The organism is Cohnella sp. GCM10020058 (assembly GCF_042683485.1).
GTDB lineage: Bacteria > Bacillota > Bacilli > Paenibacillales > Paenibacillaceae > Cohnella.
Map to the genome: position 1 here is coordinate 650,710 of NZ_JBHUJV010000008.1, position 16,427 is coordinate 667,136.

Annotated in this window: 15 protein-coding genes; 11 read left to right on the forward strand and 4 right to left on the reverse strand. The window is 61.3% G+C overall.

What is annotated here, in order from left to right; genetic code table 11:
* Window positions 1–7 precede the first annotated feature (7 nt).
* Window positions 8–2,758: a glycoside hydrolase family 38 N-terminal domain-containing protein gene (locus tag ACFSR7_RS15060; RefSeq protein ID WP_378162836.1), complete on the forward strand. Its 2,751-nt coding sequence runs from the start codon at window positions 8–10 to the stop codon at window positions 2,756–2,758.
* A gap of 44 nt (window positions 2,759–2,802) precedes the next feature.
* Window positions 2,803–3,819 carry a DUF6786 family protein gene (locus ACFSR7_RS15065; protein ID WP_378162837.1) on the forward strand — a complete coding sequence of 339 codons (1,017 nt, stop codon included), beginning with the start codon at window positions 2,803–2,805 and terminating at the stop codon, window positions 3,817–3,819.
* 546 nt (window positions 3,820–4,365) lie between these two features.
* Here ACFSR7_RS15065 and ACFSR7_RS15070 read toward each other — a convergent pair.
* A complete protein-coding gene (locus ACFSR7_RS15070; protein WP_378162839.1) occupies window positions 4,366–5,589 on the reverse strand; it encodes a helix-turn-helix domain-containing protein in 1,224 nt (407 codons plus the stop codon).
* 215 nt (window positions 5,590–5,804) lie between these two features.
* Here ACFSR7_RS15070 and ACFSR7_RS15075 point away from each other — a divergent pair, with 215 nt between their 5' ends.
* From ACFSR7_RS15075 to ACFSR7_RS15090, 4 genes are read left to right on the forward strand one after another with little or no spacing between them, the layout of a single operon-like run.
* A complete protein-coding gene (locus ACFSR7_RS15075; protein ID WP_378162841.1) occupies window positions 5,805–6,848 on the forward strand; it encodes an ABC transporter substrate-binding protein in 1,044 nt (347 codons plus the stop codon).
* A gap of 25 nt (window positions 6,849–6,873) precedes the next feature.
* Window positions 6,874–7,758, forward strand: a complete 885-nt coding sequence (locus ACFSR7_RS15080; RefSeq protein WP_378162843.1) for an ABC transporter ATP-binding protein — start codon at window positions 6,874–6,876, stop codon at window positions 7,756–7,758.
* Window positions 7,751–8,587 carry an ABC transporter permease gene (locus ACFSR7_RS15085; protein WP_378162845.1) on the forward strand — a complete coding sequence of 279 codons (837 nt, stop codon included), beginning with the start codon at window positions 7,751–7,753 and terminating at the stop codon, window positions 8,585–8,587. The genes ACFSR7_RS15080 and ACFSR7_RS15085 overlap by 8 nt, the downstream gene beginning before the upstream one ends.
* A 58-nt stretch (window positions 8,588–8,645) precedes the next feature.
* The gene (locus ACFSR7_RS15090; protein WP_378162847.1) at window positions 8,646–10,016 is read left to right on the forward strand and encodes an LLM class flavin-dependent oxidoreductase; all 1,371 of its coding nucleotides are present in this window, start codon (window positions 8,646–8,648) and stop codon (window positions 10,014–10,016) included.
* Window positions 10,017–10,124: 108 nt separating this feature from the next.
* Here ACFSR7_RS15090 and ACFSR7_RS15095 read toward each other — a convergent pair whose 3' ends face one another.
* Window positions 10,125–11,036: a pseudouridine-5'-phosphate glycosidase gene (locus tag ACFSR7_RS15095; protein ID WP_378162849.1), complete on the reverse strand. Its 912-nt coding sequence runs from the start codon at window positions 11,034–11,036 to the stop codon at window positions 10,125–10,127.
* A 16-nt stretch (window positions 11,037–11,052) separates the two neighbouring features.
* Window positions 11,053–12,183, reverse strand: coding sequence for a carbohydrate kinase (locus ACFSR7_RS15100; protein WP_378162851.1), 1,131 nt, complete (start codon window positions 12,181–12,183; stop codon window positions 11,053–11,055).
* A 148-nt stretch (window positions 12,184–12,331) separates the two neighbouring features.
* On the opposite strand from ACFSR7_RS15100, the gene ACFSR7_RS15105 reads away from it, so the two are divergent.
* From ACFSR7_RS15105 to lspA, 5 genes are all read left to right on the forward strand, one after another.
* Complete coding sequence (locus ACFSR7_RS15105; protein WP_378162853.1) at window positions 12,332–12,748, forward strand: BlaI/MecI/CopY family transcriptional regulator; 417 nt, start codon at window positions 12,332–12,334, stop codon at window positions 12,746–12,748.
* Window positions 12,749–12,750: 2 nt separating this feature from the next.
* Entirely contained in the window at window positions 12,751–13,587 is an 837-nt protein-coding gene (locus ACFSR7_RS15110; protein ID WP_378162855.1) for a M56 family metallopeptidase, read from the forward strand.
* A gap of 83 nt (window positions 13,588–13,670) precedes the next feature.
* Window positions 13,671–14,207 carry a DUF2231 domain-containing protein gene (locus ACFSR7_RS15115; protein ID WP_378162857.1) on the forward strand — a complete coding sequence of 179 codons (537 nt, stop codon included), beginning with the start codon at window positions 13,671–13,673 and terminating at the stop codon, window positions 14,205–14,207.
* Between the two features lie 127 nt (window positions 14,208–14,334).
* Window positions 14,335–14,478, forward strand: coding sequence for a hypothetical protein (locus ACFSR7_RS15120; RefSeq protein ID WP_378162859.1), 144 nt, complete (start codon window positions 14,335–14,337; stop codon window positions 14,476–14,478).
* Window positions 14,475–15,011, forward strand: a complete 537-nt coding sequence (gene lspA / locus ACFSR7_RS15125; protein ID WP_378162861.1) for a signal peptidase II — start codon at window positions 14,475–14,477, stop codon at window positions 15,009–15,011. The genes ACFSR7_RS15120 and lspA overlap by 4 nt, the downstream gene beginning before the upstream one ends.
* 69 nt (window positions 15,012–15,080) lie before the next feature.
* Here the strand turns inward: lspA and ACFSR7_RS15130 are convergent, their stop codons facing one another.
* Complete coding sequence (locus ACFSR7_RS15130; RefSeq protein WP_378162863.1) at window positions 15,081–16,385, reverse strand: YCF48-related protein; 1,305 nt, start codon at window positions 16,383–16,385, stop codon at window positions 15,081–15,083.
* Window positions 16,386–16,427: the final 42 nt, after the last annotated feature.

Below are 16,427 nucleotides of genomic sequence, written 5' to 3' on the forward strand. Positions count from 1 at the left end.
GCTGGAGATGAAGCCCGAATTACAGCAAATTCATTTGATTTCGCACGTGCATTGGGATCGCGAGTGGTACCTGCCGATGGAAAATTTCAGATTCCGTCTTGTCGGAATCATGGACAAGCTTTTGGAGCGGCTGGAGGCGGACGATTCGTTCCGCTTCCATCTGGACGGGCAAGGCATCGTATTGGACGATTATTTGGAGATCAAGCCGCAAAACAAGGAGCGGATCAAAAAACTGGTTCAGGCCGGCAGGCTGGCGATCGGTCCGTGGTATGTGCTGTTCGACGCGTTTCTGGTCAGCGGCGAGTCTTTTATTCGCAATTACGAAGAAGGCGTGAGAATATGCGCCGAGTTCGGCGCATACGAGAAGCTGGGCTACTTGCCCGACACGTTCAGCCATCTCGGACAGATGCCGCTTATTCTCAGGCAGCTGGGCATATCGCAAGCCGTCGTGTGGCGCGGGTTAAACGGCACGCCGGAAGAGGTTCCTTCGGAGTTCCAGTGGGAAGCGACGAGCGGCGATCGCGTTCTGGCGGTGCATCTGTCCCATTTGTACGGCTATACGGCTGCCCACGCGCTTCCCGTCGATCCAGAGAAGGCTGCGGACCGGATAAGAACGCTGCTCGGTCAAACGGCCGGCTATTCGTTGACCGGGCATGCGCTGCTGATGAACGGCATGGATCATATGGAGCCTCAAGCCAACCTGGAAGCGATCGTAAGCCATTGGAACGAGATCGGCGAAGCGCCGCTAAAGATCAGCTCGTTCCGGGATTTATTCGCAGCTATCGCCGCGTCGAATGCGGAACTGCCGGTCATCAGGGGCGAATTGCGCAAGACGAATCACATGCCCGATAGCCACATCAATCAAGTGATGCCCGGCGTTTTGTCGTCTCGCATCTATCTGAAGCAGCAGAACGCGGAAGTCCAGACCTGGATGGAGAAGCTGGTCGAGCCGCTGGAAGCGATCGGATCGGGCTTGGGTCTGGAGCAGCATCCCGCGTTCGTCAGACTGGCATGGAAATACGTTCTTCAGAATCATCCGCACGATTCGATATGCGGCTGCAGCATCGACGAAGTGCACGACGAAATGGAAACGCGTTATGCCAAAGCGATGCAGTTGGCCCGCCAGCTCGTTCACGAGACGGCCTGCCGGATCGCCGCTCGCGCGGATACGGCCTGGATCGACGGGACTTCCGGACAGCCGGTCGTCTTCGTGAATGCTTTGCCCTGGAAGCGGGGCGCTCTCGTTGAATTCGATTTTGACGTGCCGGCTTCGTCGGATTATCGGTCGGTCAGCCTGACGGACGGGAAGGGCCGGGAATCGTTCGGCGAAATTCTGTACGTCCACAAGCAAACGCCGATTCAATCGTTCTCGGAGCGCTATCCTTTAAGCCCGGATGTGTATCGGCATCGCATACGGGCGTATATCGCCGACATGCCGGCGCTCGGCTACAAAGCCATGTCGGTCAGATTGCGCAGGGCTCCCGCGCTGCCAAGCCTTCCGCTGCAATCCGTATCCCGGCACATCGAGAACGAATTCGTCAAGCTGGTCATTGAAGGAGACGGCTCCCTGACGTGGATCGACAAGGAAACCGGCGACTCCTGGAACGGACTGCATTATTTCGAAGACGGCGGGGACGCGGGCGACGGTTATCTGTATTCCGCGCCCATCTCGGATCGGAAGTATTATTCGGTCGGCGCCGTTTCGGTAGCCGTGACGAGCGAAGGCTACGGCTGGAGCGTGCTGGAAGCGACTTATCGGATTTGCGTGCCGGAATCGTTAAGCGAAGACGACAAGTCGAGAAGCCGTGCGATGACGGAGCTCGAACTGACGACTCGCATCAAGCTGTCTCCTGGCGCCAGAACCGCGGTATTCGAAACGGAAACGGTCAATGCGGTGGAGGACCATCGGGTACGGCTTGTTTTCCCGCTGGCAGGCAAAAGGGGCCGCTTTCGCGCAGGCGGCCAATTCGATATGCTGGAAAGGGAAGAGCGGGTCGTTCAACCTGCGGAAGACCATTGGCTGGAAACGGAGCGAACGATGTTCCCGTATCAGCATTTTCTGGCTGCCGATACGGACCGTGCGCGATTTGTATGGACGACGGAAGGGCTTCATGAGTATGAGTGGGTGCCGTCTCCGGATTGCGCGAAGGACGACCCGGCCGATCGCGGAAGTCTCGCGCTGACGCTGTGGCGAAGCGTGTCGCATCTGGGCGCGGCTTGGAGAGGATCCGTCATTCGAATGCCGACCGGTCCGTATCTTCCCACCCCCGGCTGCCAATGTTTGCGCAAGCTCGAATTTCGGTATTCGTTGACCATTGAACCGAGCGGCAAACAAGCGGGGGCGCAAGCCCCATGGACGATCGCAGACGAATGCCGTACGCCCGTTCCGTACGTGCAGTTGCCGTTTGCAGGCAACCGGGCGGACGGGCAAGCGCTGAGCGCCCAATCGGCCGATCTTCCCAAGCTGCCTAACGAACAAGGCTTCGTTCTGTTGAAGACGTCCGAAGTGCAGGTCAGCAGCATCCGTCCTTGTCTTGACGGCAGCGGCATTGAAGTCCGGTTGGCCAATTTGACGAACGAGGCCGTTACGGCTTCCCTGTCGATCGCGCTGCCGGTCGTATCCATCGAACGGGGACTCGCGGACGGGACGATATTGGAGAAGCTCGAAGCGACGGCGGGAGCGCAAGGCGCGGAAACGACGGTCGACGTTCAAGCCAAGAACGTGACGACGTTGTTCGTGCGATTGGCGGGACATTAACGCGGACTGGCCGGTCGGCGATTCGATAAGCGGGGGTGAATGGGATGGACGCACTGGCATTAAAAAGCATGCTGGACAATGCCGGCCGCCGCTCGGAGCTGCTGGCCGACGGCGCAGGCGGGGCGATCGTGCTGCTGGCTCGGGGCGCCCGGGTGATCGGCATATTCCCGGGAAAAGACGATCGCAATCTGTTATGGGTCCACCCGGACGCGGCAAATGCGGCGGATTGGAACACGGGGGGCGACCGAACGTGGATCAGCCCCGAGCTGGAGTATTTCGTCAAAAGCGCCGACTCTTTTGAGGAAAGCTATTCGGTTCCGGGCGAATTGGATCCGGGACGATACGCGATGGAGATGCAAGACGAGGACCGGCGAGCCGATTTCTCGCAGTCCGTTTCGTTACGGGCCTATCGGTCGGAGACCGATTCCAGGCTGACCATCGGGAAGACGATTGCGCTGGAGCCGGATCCCGTCCGGCTATTGTCCGCCTCCCTCGGCCACTATCGCTATATCGGCTACGATACGACCGTGCGCATTTGCGATAACGATCCGGAACGCTCGGCGCCCGCGGCAAGCTGGAGCATTATGCAAGTGCCCGCCGGCGGCGCGGTCTGGATTCCGACGTACGGTCAAGCGGAGATCTTCGGCATGTTCGGCCCGATCGACGCCTCCGACGCCGTGGCGAATCCGGGGCTGGTCCAATTTCGGATCGATGCTTCCCGGAGATTCAAGGGCTCGATCAAAGCGCATGACGTCACGGGAAGGATCGCCTATTACAGAGAAGAGGGCGAATCGGCTCACTTGCTCGTTCGAAGCTTTTACCCCGTTCCTTCCAGGGACTACAGGGACGCTCCGCGGCATTCTCCGGACGACCGCGGTCATTGCGTGCAAGTGTACAGCGACGACGGTACGCTGGGGAGCTTCGGCGAGCTGGAGTATCATACGCCGGTAATCGATAAGGAACGAGGAGAGCGAAGTTTGACCGATCGCAGCCAGGTATGGGCTTACAGCGGTCGCGCGGATACGATTGCCGCCATTCGCCGATTGTTGATCGGGCACTAGGGACTGTTGCAGAGGAAATTCAAAGGCTGCTTGGACTGGTCTGAATAGACCATCCGAGCAGCCTTTCTTAACAATCCCGTCATTTTAGTTTCAACCGAAGCCGGCTTCTCGTCGATTGCGGCAAACTCATAATAAGAATGCCGTGCATCGTTATCCCGCACAAATGCCTCGCACGGGCCCGAATAAGAATGCCGTGCATCGTTATCCCGCGCCTATGCTCCGCCCGGGGCCGAATAAGAATGCCGTACATCGTTATCCCGCACAAATGCCCCGCCCGGGGCCGAATAAGAATGCCGTGCATCGTTATCCCGCACAAATGCCCCGCCCGGGGCCGAATAAGAATGCCGCACATCGTTATCCCGCACAAATGCCCCGCCCGGGCCCGAATAAGAATGCCGTGCATCGTTATCCCGCGCCTATGCTCCGCCCGGGGCCGAATAAGAATGCCGTGCATCGTTATCCCGCACAAATGCCCCGCCCGGGGCGAGATCACCTGCAATTACTTACACCTTTTTGTAAATAGGTGTATCTACCGTCGGCACCGCATCAATACAGCTGCTCCGCGCTCCAGTCGCCGCCGATCGGCCCTTCGGCCGGCGAGGGAAGACGCAGCTCGCGGATCGCCTGCATCAGAAACGAGGCGTCGAGCCGGATCTCGTCGTCCGGCATGAAAAAGGCCGGCGGCGCCCGCTCGGGCCCGGGATTCAGCCGCTCCAGCGCGGCGATGTCTTTGGCGTAGGGAGCGGCGTCCCAGCGGATCTTGGCAAGGATGTCCTCCGCCACTTTGACGGGAATCCGGCGCACTCTGGCGATGAGCTCGGCCGCTTCGCGCAGATGGCGGCGAACCCAGCGGTGAACCCGCAGGTGCGCTTTGAGGTAAGCGGTCCCGACCGCGGGATGCCGCGCCAGCCAACTTTCCTCCATGACGACGCCGGACAGGAAGTCGTCGCCCAGGCCTTCGGCTTCGACGATCCTTCCCAACCCGTAGTGGCGGGCCAGACTGGCGTAGGGCTCTCCCATAAAACCGCCGCCGATCGCGCCTCGGGCCATGTCGGACATGCATTCGTCCAGATCCCGGTGCACGATGCGCGCATCGGCCGTACCGAATCGGTGAAGCAAGCCCGACAGCCGTCCGCCGGCGCTGGATTGGGCTACGGTGGCGATCTGAAGCTCGGACGGCCGCGAGGGTCGGCGGATGTCCACGTTGTTGCCCAATACGAGCGAGAGGCCTTGGCCGCCGGCCGTCTTCCCGTCGAACGCGAGCAGCACGGGGCGGAAGTCGGGCAGCAGGCGGCTTAGCGAGAAGGCGAGCGAGATCGGATAGTCGCCCATGGAAGCGATCTGGATGTGTCCGCCGATCATGCCCTGCACGAGCGCCGGTCCGTGCGCGCCGTCATGCCAGCGAACCTGGACGACGCGTTCCGGGATCAGCTTCGCCAGCTCCTCTTCGAACCAGCCCAGCTCCTTCATGACGAGCGCCGTCCATATTTGCGCCCATCTGCTCTGATACCCGACGGTCACGACGAGCGGCTGCAGCGCCGCGGGCGTCCGGCGTCCCTCTTGGCGCTCTGCGCCGGGCGCCTCGCTTCTCTGCGAGGCGTGAAGCTTGAACCAGCGTTCCAGCTCGCCTTTGTCGACCATGATTTCTTTTCCGATTTTCGTATACGGAAGCTGCTTCTTCCTGCGCCATCGGTCAAAAGTAGAACGGCTGACATCCAGCAGTTCCAACGCTTCGTGCAAGGTGATGAAGTCGAATCGCTTGGACGGCATCGCTTTTCACATCCTTCGGCTCAGAATTGCGGCTTGGCGGCTCGTTCGTGGTCATTCGTGGTCACTTGCGGTCAGTCGCGGTCAACTTCGTTGACGGTCCGGAAGGCCGGTTTTATAGTCGATTATAGAAATAAAAACTAAGTAAGTCTATAGGATATTAAGTCATTCGGTCGGCCGAGGTCGGCTTGCATGATGTCGAGGAGGGGTTGGAGTTGATGAGGAAAACCATGCAAGGCTGGGCCGGCGCGTCGCTGACGCTGCTGCTCGGTTCGTCGATCCTGCTGTCGGGCTGCGGCGCATCGGCGGCTACGGAAAAGGGAGGATCGGCCGACGGCGGATTGGAGGTCAAGGAGCTTCGCTATCAGGGAAGCGTCGGGTCGGTTACGTTTCCGGAGCTGGCGGAAGACCTGGGGTACCTGGCGCCGCTCAAGCTCAAATTCGTCGGAAACACGATCAGCGGCCCGCAGGACATCCAGGCGACGGTGACCGGCGACACCGACTTCGGGGGCGCGTTCAACGGCGCGATCGTCAAGCTGATCGCCGCCAAGGCGCCGATCAAATCGGTCATCGCGTATTACGGCGTCGACGACAACACCTGGACCGGTTATTACGTGCCGGACGACAGCCCGATCAAGACGGCCCGCGATCTGATCGGCAAACGCATCGCCGTCAATACGCTGGGCGCGCACCACGAATTCGTCATCAAAGAATATTTGCACCGCGCCGGGCTGACGCCGGAGGAGATCAAGAAGGTCACGCTGGTCGTCGTGCCGCCCGTCACGTCGGAGCAGACGCTGCGCGCGAATCAGATCGACGCCGCGGCGCTCGGCGGCGTGCTCCGCGACAAGGCGCTCGAGCGGGGCGGCATTCATCCGTTATTCACCGACCAGGAGCTGTTCGGCAACTTCAGCGCGGGCAGCTACGTGCTGACGGACAAATTCATCGCGCACAATCCGAACGCCGCCCGCAAGTTCGTCGAGGCGACCGCCAAGGCGATCGAGTGGGCCCGCACGACGCCCCGCGAAGAGGTCGTCGCCCGCTACGGGCAGATCATCGAGAAGCGCGGCCGCAAGGAAGATACGTCGACGGTGAAGCTGTGGAAGAGCACGGGCGTCGCGGGAAAGGGAGGACTGATCTCGGACAAGGAGTTCGATACGTGGATCAATTGGCTGATCGACGAGGGAGAGCTCAAGGAGGGAGATTACAAGGCGGCGGATCTGTATACGAACGCGTTCAATCCGTACTTGAACGACAAGTAAAGCGAGACATGAAGGAGGCGGATTCATGACGACCGAATCCAAGATCAGCATCCGGCACGTGCACAAGGCGTTCAGCGTCCAACGCGGCGCGAGGGAGCTCAAGGCGGAGCGCCAGCCGGTCTACGCGCTTCAGGATATCAATCTCGAAGTCAGGCAAGGCGAATTCATGGTTATCGTCGGGCCGAGCGGCTGCGGCAAGTCGACGCTGCTCGATCTGCTGGCGGGCCTCACGAAGCCGGGCGGCGGCCAGATCCTGCTGGACGGCCAAGCCATCTCGGGGCCAAATCTGGACCGGGGCATCGTATTCCAGCAGTACGCGCTGTTCCCTTGGAAGACGGCGCTCGCCAACGTGGAGTTCGGGCTCGAGGCCAAGGGCGTCGGACGCCGGCAAAGAAAAGAGACCGCGCAGCGGTTCATCGACCTGGTCGGCCTCGGCGGCTTCGAGCACCGCTATCCGCACGAGCTGTCCGGCGGCATGAAGCAGCGGATCGCGATCGCGAGGAGTCTCGCTTACGATCCCGAGGTGCTCCTCATGGACGAACCGTTCGCGGCGCTCGACGCCCAGACCCGCGAGACGCTCCAGAGCGAGCTGCTGCGCATCTGGGAGGCGACGGGCAAGACGATTATTTTTATCACCCACGGTATCGAAGAAGCGGTGTATCTGGGCCAGCGGGTGGCGATCATGACCTCGCGCCCCGGCAGAATCAAGCGGGTGATCGACATTCCGTTCGAATCGAGGCGAAGCGAGGAGGATCTGCGGTCGAATCCGGACTTCGTGAAGCTGCGCCACGAGATCTGGGAACTGCTCAAGGACGAGGTGTCCAGAGCCCAGGAGCAAGAGAAGTCCAAGACGCTGGACGCGTACGCGGAAGGGAAATCGTCGGCGAAAGGGGGCGCGCGCCATGGCTGAGAGCAATGTGGCGAAAACGCTGATTCTGCAAGGGAGACGAAGCGGCGGTACGCTGGAACGGGGGGCGGCGCAGGCGCGCAGGGCGTTCCGGAACAGCATCGCCATCCTGTTGTTCCTGGCGGCTTGGGAGATCGCGCCGCGGACCGGAATCGTCAACGTGACGTTTTTTCCGCCCTTTTCCGCAGTGATGAGCGCCTGGTGGGAGCTGCTGCGCTCCGGAGACCTGCAGGATCATCTGACCGCCAGCCTCACGCGCTCGATCAGCGGATTTCTGCTCGCGAACCTGATCGCCATTCCGCTGGGCCTCGCGATCGGCTGGTGGAAGACGGCGGCGGATTATCTCAATCCGTTCCTCGAGCTGATGCGCAACACGGCCGCTTTGGCCATTCTGCCCGTCTTCATCCTGCTGCTGGGCTTGGGCGAGACGTCCAAAATCGCCATCGTGCTTTACGCCAGTCTGTTCCCGCTCCTGCTCAACACGATCAGCGGCGTCAAAAACGTCGACCCGCTGCTCGTCAAGTCGGCGCGCTCGATGGGCTTGCCGTCCGTCAGCCTGTTCCGCAAAGTCATCATCCCGGCCGCGCTGCCTACGATCTTCGTCGGCATCCGCCAGGCCGGCGCAAGCTCGATCCTCGTGCTTGTGGCCGCCGAGATGGTCGGCGCCACTTCGGGGCTCGGCTATCTGATCCAATATGCGCAATTCAGCTTCCTCATCCCCCAGATGTACGCCGGCATCATCACCATTTCCGTCGTCGGCCTTATCGTGAATTATTTGCTGTTGGCGCTGGAGCGGCGTCTCACCGGCTGGAAGCAAACGCTCGGGGAATAAGGCGACACGTCGCTACAGTCGAAAGGCGAACCTACCAAATGAACGGAGGAAAATGAACATGAGCGGCAGCGAACGTCAGATTAAATTAGGCGCATTTTTCATGATCCCCGGCCACCATGTGGCCGCCTGGCGCTATCCCGATGCATCGGCATCGGAGGTGCTGAGCTTCGATTTCTACAAAAAGCTGGCGCAGACCGCGGAGCGCGGCAAATTCGATATGGTCTTTCTGGCGGACGGCTATGCGATCTCGGAAAAGTTCCCCGAAGCGGTCGCCCAGACGGTAACGGTCCGGCCGGAGCCGTTGACGCTGCTGTCGGCGCTGTCCGCCGTCACGTCGCATGTCGGACTGGCGGCGACCGTCTCCACGACGTTCAACGAGCCCTTTCACGTCGCCCGCAAATTCGCCTCACTCGACCACCTGAGCGGCGGACGCGCGGCATGGAACGTCGTGACCTCGGCCAATCCGGCGGAGGCGCTGAACTTCGGCAAGGACGAACTGCTGCTGCATTCGCTCCGCTACGACCGGGCGGAGGAATTCGTCGGGGTCGTCACCGGCCTGTGGGACAGCTGGGAGGACGACGCGTTCGTTTTCGACAAGGACGGCGCGGTATTCGCAGACCGCGGCAAGCTCCATACGCTGAACCACAAAGGGAAGTGGTTCGACGTGCGCGGCCCGCTTAACGTGGCGCGTCCGGTGCAGGGCCATCCGGTCGTTATCCAGGCGGGCTCCTCCGAGCCGGGCAAGGAGCTGGCCGCGCGGACGGCCGAAGTCATTTTCACCGCCTGGCAGACGCTGGAGGAGGCGCAGCTGTTCTATGCCGACGTCAAAGGGAGGCTGGCGAAGTACGGCCGCGCGCCGGACGATCTCAAGATCATGCCCGGCATTTTTCCGATCATCGGGCGCACCGAAGCCGAAGCGGCTGAAAAGAAGGCGCTGCTGGAGGCGCTCATCCCGCAGGAGGCGGGTATCAGCCTGCTGTCCAACTTGATCAGCTTCGATCTGTCGCCATATCCGGTGGACGGACCGCTGCCGGATCTCCCCGAGCTGGCTAAGATCAACGGCGGCAAGAGCCGGTTCAAGCTGCTCAAGGATCTGGCGGAGCGCGAAGGGCTGACGATCCGCAAGCTGTACCAGCGAATCGCGGGCGCGCGCGGGCACCGCGAGATCAGCGGCACGCCGTCGTCGATCGCCGATCAGCTCGAAGCCTGGTTCCGCGGCGGCGCGGCCGACGGCTTCAACATCATGCCGCCGTACCTGCCGGGCGGCCTGGAGGAATTCGTCGACCTCGTCGTGCCCGAGCTGCAGCGCCGCGGGCTGTATCGTACCGAGTACGAAGGAAAGACGCTGCGCGACAATCTGGGACTTCGCAGGCCGCTGCACCCCGCGGACCTCGAGCGGACCGCGGCCGGCCAATCGGTCGTCGGCTGAACGATTCGGCGGACGTAATCGGGAATGGGGCATTAACCGAACAAACGACAAAAACGGGAAGAAGCGGCCGCGGCCGTTTTCTTCCCGTTTTATTTGATTGCGCACGACTTACTTCGCCTTCAACGCGACGGCGATCTCCGCGGCGACCTTGGCGTTGTGGTACACGAGCTGGATGTTCGTGTCGAGGCTGCTGCCGCCGGTCAGCTCCTTGATCCGTCCGAGGAGGAACGGGGTCACGCGCTTGCCGGAAATATGCTGGGCCTCGGCTTCGCCCAGCGCCTGGCGGATGACGGCTTCCATCTTGTCCGCAGGCTGGGCGTATGCGGCCGGCACCGGGTTGGCGATAATCGAGCCGCCTGCGAGGCCCAAGTTCCACTTCGTCCGCAGCATGGCCGCGACCTCTTCGGGCGTGTCGAGCCTGAAGTCGACGCCGAAGCCGCTCTCGTGGGCATAAAACGAAGGGAACTCGTCCGTCTTGTAGCCGACGACGGGGACGCCTTGGGTCTCCAGATATTCGAGCGTGCGCCCGATATCGAGAATGGACTTGGCGCCCGCGCACACGACGGCGACGTTCGTCTGCGCCAGCTCGGTGAGGTCCGCGGAGACGTCCATGCTGTTCTCGCCGTCGCGGTGAACGCCGCCGATGCCGCCGGTGGCGAACACTTCGATGCCGGCCATCGCGGCGCCGATCATCGTGGCCGACACGGTCGTCGCGCCGATCTTGCCGGAGGACAGAATGTGCGCGAAGTCGCGGCGGCTCACTTTCTCGACCTGCGGCGAATTGGCGAACGCTTCGAGCCCCTCCGCGTCGAGTCCGATCCGGATGCGGCCGTTCATGATGCCGATCGTCGCCGGGACGGCGCCGTTTTCGCGGATGATGTCTTCGACCTTGCGGGCCATCTCGATATTTTGCGGATAAGGCATGCCGTGCGAGATGATTGTCGTCTCCAGCGCGACGATCGGCTTGCCTTCGTTCAGCGCGTCTTGGACTTCTTTGGTCAATTGAAGGTAGGGATTCATGGGATCGTTCCTCTCGCTAGTTGGATTGGGGTAAATGAAGCTGCGCTTCGCGGATGGCATGGGCCAGCCGTTCTTCGTTCAGGTGCTCCGAGGAGGAGCTCGCGGTCTCGAGCGCGATGCGCGCGGCGGCCAGCCCGGCCCGGCAGGCGTCGGCGAAGGACTCGCCGCGCAGCACGCCGTAGGCGACGCCGGCGAGAAACGCGTCTCCCGCGCCGGTGACGTCGACGACTTTGACCGGCAGCGCCGGAAGATGAACGCCGCCGTCCGCTCCGGCGCAGTAGGCGCCATGCTTGCCGAGCGTGATCAGGACATGGCCGGCGCCGCGATCCAGGATGCGGCGGGCAAGCGCCGCCCATTCCGCTTCTCCCTCGGCGGTAGGCAACTCATCGCCGCCCTCGCCGGCCAACTGGCGCGCTTCGGCCAGGTTGGGGAACACGGCCGCGATGCCGTCCAGCCTGTCCGGCAGCTTTTTCGCCTTCTCCGGCGAGATCGGATCCACGAACAGCGGGAGCCCGACGTCGCCGCAGCGGCGTGCCAGCCAAGCAAGGCTGCAGGCCGGCAGATTCGCGTCGGCGACGACCAGCTTCGAGGCGGCGATATGCGGCCACTTCTCCTCGAGCGTCTCGGGCGTGATTCGCTCGTAAATCTCCATATCGGCAAAGGCGATAAACATCTCGCCGTCTTCGTCGAGTATGGCGGTATAGCTGCCCGTTTTCTCGCCGCCAAGCACGAGGGACGGGCCAATGTCGACGCCCTGGCTCGACGTCCGGTCGAGCAGCCAGCGGCCCGCCTTGTCGTCGCCGACCGCCGTCAGCAGCGAGACGTTCGCGGAGAGCGCGGCGAGGTTAACCGCGATGTTGCGCGCGACGCCGCCGCAGCTCTCCGCGACCGCGACGGGATTGGAGGCGCCAAGCCGCAGCGGCTGCTTGCCGCGGGCTTTGCTGTCCAGGTTCGCGCCGCCGATGCAGAGCACGGATCCTTCTTCGGCGAGCACATACGCCCGGCCGCGAATGCTGCCCTTGCGGGTCAGTGCCGCGACATACCCCGCGACCGCGCTGCGGGAGATGCCGATCGCGTCTGCGAGCTCCTGCTGACTGACGAAGGGATTGCGCCGGATGAACGACATAATCTGTTGCTCGCGATCCATAGGCAGCTCCTTCTTTATTTCAAACTTATGTTTATATTATAAACAAATGTCTGCAAACTGCGCAACCCGGAAACTGCTGTAAGTAAGCAAGCATTGACGAGCGGGCCTGCTGAAAACTATAATCTGTAGTGTGAAGGGTGTGTAGAATATGAAGCTGCAAAATTTTAAATTTCACGGCAACGGCCTGGAGCGATTTTTCGGTCCGCTCGAAGCCAGGATCATGACCGCGCTATGGGACGCGGAGGGCGAGCTGACGATCAAGGAAGTGCAGCAGGCGCTGAACAAGGACAAGGAAATGAGTTTTAATACGGTGATGACGGTAATGAACCGGCTTGTGGATAAAGGAATATTGAGCAAAAAGGCGGTTTCTAAATCTCATCGCTACCGTCCAGTCCTCACCCGGGACGAATTTCTGGAGGCACAATCGAAGGAGCTGACCTTCGAGCTGGTGCAAGAGTTCGGTTCGCGGGCCGTCGTGCATATGGTCGATGCCTTGGAGCAGGTCGATCCCGATTTGCTGGACCAGTTGGAGCGGCAGCTCAAACAACTTAAAAAGGAACGATAATCATGTGGGAAGCCCGCTCGAGATGGCTCCTCGCCGCTTCATTGTCCGTATCGGCATTCGTGGCGGCGCAGATGGCGATGTTCGTGCTCAAGGTCGTATTCCGGATCAGGCTGCCGTTCGTGCTGTTCGACTATTGCGTCGCTTGGTTCCGGTACATAGGATTTCCGATATCGATGCCCTTGATGAGCGCGGTGTTCGTCTCGTCGCTGGCCGTCTGCGTCAGGCAGCTCGTCCGCGAGGCGGCGTTCGCCCGGGGATTCGGCGGCATGTTGCGGCGGACTACGGACGCCCGCATGTCCAGGCGATATGCGCGCCGGTTCGGGTTCGGCCGGCGGCAGCTGACGATCATTCGCGCGGAGGCGCCAGTCGCGATGACCGTCGGCTTCGTCCGGCCGCGGATCGTGCTGTCAACGGGTCTGCTCGGAATGCTGAGTCCCGCCGAGGTCGCGGCGGTCGTCGCGCATGAGCGGCATCATCTGAGGCGGCGAGATCCGCTCGCGCTGTTCGCGCTGTCGCTGAGCCGCTCGGCGTTGTGGTACGTTCCGCTGCTCGGCTGGGCGGAGGACAAATACAAGACGGCGATCGAAGTGCTGGCGGACCGCCATGCGATCGCGTCGTCGAGCGGCGGTGCCAGAGAATTGGGCAGCGCGCTGCTGAAGCTGCTGCGGCAGGGCGGAGCCGCCGAGATGCCGGCAGCGAGCGCGTCCTTCGCGGACGCGTCCGTCAACGTGCGTATCCGGCTTTTGCTGGATCCCCAGTACAAGCCTTCATGGAGACCGCCGCTCTCCTCTACGTTGCTGTCGTTTGCGGTGCTGGTGCTAATGGTGGCATTAGGTTGAGACACGGATATCCCGGGCCTGACGGCCCGTTTTTTATAAACACTAACACTACGAAATGTAGTGTTATAAAGGGAGAGAATTTAATGGATTATTTATGGAACAACAAGCACTTTATTTTGACGCATTTTCCGATCGTGCTGCTGATTTTCGGCTTCTTGTTCGACCTGGCCGGCCTGATCTGGAAAAAAAGAGAATGGAACAATGCCGGTCTCGTGTGCCTCATCGCGGGCACGCTTGGCGCAATCGCATCTGTGCTGACAGGGCCGGAGTCGCCTAATCCGAGCGTGGGCGAGCATGAGTTGTACGGCAAGCTCACGATGTTCCTCGCGATCGCGATCAGCGTCGTGCGTCTTTCGCTGTTGTGGGCTAAAAAGAAGGATTACGGCAGCCATCCGATCCTTCTCGTCGCCGCGCTGGCTGCGGCCGTGCTGGTGGGTTATACGGGGCACCTCGGGGGCGAGATGGTGCATCGGGCGCCAGGTGACTTTCCAGGCGGCGGGTTTGGCGGACCCGGCATGCAGCAAGGCGGCGGGCAGATGGGACAAGGCAGGCAAGCCGGTCAAGGCGGCGACAACGGCGGACACGCGCCCGGAGCGAGTTCCCCGGCAGCGAACCCGTAAACGGACAATGGAACGGCTGAACGGCTGAAAAGGGCTTCCTTTTCCGAGGACAAGGCGTCCGCGCCGACGATTGCGCGCAACGGCCTATTCCACGATCGCGTATACTAGGCATAGAGGAGGAATCGCAATGCGCAGCGTCAAACCAGGTAGAGACCTATGGGCGATAGAAGCGGCGGGAAGCGCCGCTTCGGTGGGATTCGGCACCAGTTGGACGAGCTCGGCTTTTAACATGACTAAAGATTGGCCGATCGCAGCGGAGCGTGCACGATGACCGGGCCGTCTGCAGATACGCGCAGCAACAGCCCCTGGTACCGTCGAGGTTTTGTCTATGTCGTGCTCCTCGCCGTTATCGGGATCGATCAATTGTCCAAGATCGCGGTCCGTAACGCGTTGCCTGTAGGGGACAGCCATTTATTCTGGCCGGGCGTTCTGCAGTTCACGCACATCGAGAATACCGGCGCAGCCGGCGGCTCGTTCGAAGGCTGGGGCAGAATTTTTATCCCGGTCGCCATCGCCGTCGTTATCTGGGTCGTCTATGCGCAGCGCAAGGGCAAGCTGAGCAATCCGTGGCTTGCGGCTGGCGCGGGGTTCTTTGCGGGCGGTGCCGTCGGCAATGCGATCGATCGGCTGCTGTTTGCGCAGGTGACGGATTTTCTGGAGTGGACGGGAGGCCGAGGCATCATGAACCTGGCGGATCTTGCGATAAACATCGGCGTATTGCTCGGAATCGTCGGCATGCTGCTGGATGCGCGGGCAGCCAAGAAAGATCCGGAGCCCGATATCGGCGAACCGCGAGGATGTTAAGACAATCAAGCGAAAAGAAGCTTCTCGAGCCGCGGGTGCGCGGCCGGGAAGCTTCTTTATTTTATTCCGTTATTGCGCAATGCCGCCTTCCGGTTTAGCGAACGTATGCGTCTTGGTCCAGTGCGCGCCGCTGTCTTGCGACACGTACAGGACGGAGGGGTTCTCTGCATCGGTGAGAATCCAGGATACGTGCTGGGCGTCTGCTGCCGCAATCAGCTGCTTGCCGTAACCTGGCAGCTGCGTTTTGTCGTTCACCCATGTTTTGCCGCCATCCGTCGTGTAGCCCAGCGTGTTGGAGTTGTCGCAAGCCTGGCACTGGCCGCCGAGGAAGGCTGTCTTCGTGTCGACGACGTAGAGCGTGCCCGGCGAATTGCCCTCGTTGGACGGCACGCTTTTGTCGTCCATTTTAAATCCTGGAGCAGGTCCTGCACCCGCTGTGCTGTTGGCGACGACAGGCTGCCAGTTCTTGCCGCCGTCCGCGGTATGGAACAGCGAATACGAGGTCTGCGTCATGCCCGAATCGCCGATGAGTTCGATCCAGGCGTCGTTTTTGCCGGCGGAACGGATGACCGCGCCATTTAGCTCCCCGTCCCAATCTTTGGAGTAGACGGATGTCCACGTCTTGCCGCCGTCTTGCGTGCGGAGGAAGCTGAACTTCTTGCCTGCGGTCTGAGTGACGGACCAGCCATTGCTTCGGTCATGGAAATAAACGCTGCCGACTTGATCTTTCGGAACGGAGAGCTCCTGCCACGATTTTCCGCCGTCCCGGGTCGTCCATGCGCCGCTGAACCCTTCTTTCTCATTAATAAAATGGAAAAAGTCGTAGCTAGGCACTTTACCCGCGTCGCTCCAGCTTTTGCCGCCGTCCGTCGTCTTCACGAGCTTCACGGCTTTGGAGTCGCCGATGTCGAGCGTAGCCCAGGCTTGCTGGTCATTCAGCGCAAAAATCTGCAAAACCGCGTAATCGTGCTTATACTGCGTATGCCAGGTTTTTCCGCCGTCGTCGGTTCTTGCGATCCAGCCTTTTCCGCCTGTCCAGCCAATCTTGGTGCCTGCCATGCGAAAAGCTGTCGGCATTCCCAAGACCGACTGTTCCGACTCGGATGCTGCCGCGGACGGCTTGGCGGTCGATGTCGCGCTAGGAGCGGGCGAAGCCGTCTCGGCGGGAATGGCGGAAGGAGAAGCGGCCACTGTTTCGGAGGCCGAAGCCGTCGGGGACGTTGTGCTTGCACTGTCTGATGCCGGCACGGTTGCAGATACAGACGCCGTTGCACCGCCGGAGGACGCTGCGCCGTCGCTCTGGTTGCATGCGGCGAGCGGCACCGCGAGCAAGGTTGAGGCCAGCAGGAAGCTTAGCCATTTGATTTTCGGCATGGCGATTCATCTCCGTTTCTTCGTGATGGTAGTAGTTTAACC

Excerpts from the sequence above, each read along its gene's own strand:
- lspA (WP_378162861.1), top strand. The coding sequence starts at position 14,475 with ATGACCGGGCCGTCTGCAGATACGCGCAGCAACAGCCCCTGGTACCGT.
- ACFSR7_RS15110 (WP_378162855.1), top strand. The coding sequence starts at position 12,751 with ATGTGGGAAGCCCGCTCGAGATGGCTCCTCGCCGCTTCATTGTCCGTA.
- ACFSR7_RS15085 (WP_378162845.1), top strand. The coding sequence starts at position 7,751 with ATGGCTGAGAGCAATGTGGCGAAAACGCTGATTCTGCAAGGGAGACGA.
- ACFSR7_RS15075 (WP_378162841.1), top strand. The coding sequence starts at position 5,805 with ATGAGGAAAACCATGCAAGGCTGGGCCGGCGCGTCGCTGACGCTGCTG.
- ACFSR7_RS15095 (WP_378162849.1), bottom strand. The coding sequence starts at position 11,036 with ATGAATCCCTACCTTCAATTGACCAAAGAAGTCCAAGACGCGCTGAAC.
- ACFSR7_RS15070 (WP_378162839.1), bottom strand. The coding sequence starts at position 5,589 with ATGCCGTCCAAGCGATTCGACTTCATCACCTTGCACGAAGCGTTGGAA.
- ACFSR7_RS15120 (WP_378162859.1), top strand. The coding sequence starts at position 14,335 with ATGCGCAGCGTCAAACCAGGTAGAGACCTATGGGCGATAGAAGCGGCG.
- ACFSR7_RS15080 (WP_378162843.1), top strand. The coding sequence starts at position 6,874 with ATGACGACCGAATCCAAGATCAGCATCCGGCACGTGCACAAGGCGTTC.
- ACFSR7_RS15105 (WP_378162853.1), top strand. The coding sequence starts at position 12,332 with ATGAAGCTGCAAAATTTTAAATTTCACGGCAACGGCCTGGAGCGATTT.
- ACFSR7_RS15130 (WP_378162863.1), bottom strand. The coding sequence starts at position 16,385 with ATGCCGAAAATCAAATGGCTAAGCTTCCTGCTGGCCTCAACCTTGCTC.
- ACFSR7_RS15115 (WP_378162857.1), top strand. The coding sequence starts at position 13,671 with ATGGATTATTTATGGAACAACAAGCACTTTATTTTGACGCATTTTCCG.
- ACFSR7_RS15060 (WP_378162836.1), top strand. The coding sequence starts at position 8 with ATGAAGCCCGAATTACAGCAAATTCATTTGATTTCGCACGTGCATTGG.
- ACFSR7_RS15065 (WP_378162837.1), top strand. The coding sequence starts at position 2,803 with ATGGACGCACTGGCATTAAAAAGCATGCTGGACAATGCCGGCCGCCGC.
- ACFSR7_RS15100 (WP_378162851.1), bottom strand. The coding sequence starts at position 12,183 with ATGGATCGCGAGCAACAGATTATGTCGTTCATCCGGCGCAATCCCTTC.
- ACFSR7_RS15090 (WP_378162847.1), top strand. The coding sequence starts at position 8,646 with ATGAGCGGCAGCGAACGTCAGATTAAATTAGGCGCATTTTTCATGATC.